Below are 262 nucleotides of genomic sequence, written 5' to 3'. Positions count from 1 at the left end.
GAAGAAAGAGGTCGCCCGGCTTCGGGCGGAGCGTGACATCCTCAAGAAAGCGGCGGTGGGTTCAACCGGTCAGCGCAACGGCTCGTTCGAAGGTATCAGCCGGCGTCTGGAAGCCAAGGGTTTTCCGTGGCCGCGTATTGAGCCGAAGGGCGACCTGATCAAGGTCATGTTGAGTGTAAACGGATAGGTCCGTGCCGTTCGGGAAGTATTGGCGCAGCAAACCATTGGTGTTTTCGTTGCTGCCGCGCTGCCAAGGGCTTTT

1 protein-coding gene is annotated in these 262 nt (G+C 58.8%); it reads right to left on the bottom strand.

Annotated elements, in window-relative coordinates; genetic code table 11:
• Positions 1-61: 61 nt before the first annotated feature.
• The coding region (locus tag C5F48_RS24690) for an IS30 family transposase (protein ID WP_146170804.1) at positions 62-262 on the bottom strand (201 nt) is incomplete at its 5' end.

The organism is Cereibacter changlensis JA139 (assembly GCF_003034985.1).
In the GTDB taxonomy this organism is placed as follows: domain Bacteria; phylum Pseudomonadota; class Alphaproteobacteria; order Rhodobacterales; family Rhodobacteraceae; genus Cereibacter; species Cereibacter changlensis.
Note: the sequence above shows the minus strand (reverse complement) of the source record. Positions and strands in the feature narration are given on the sequence as shown.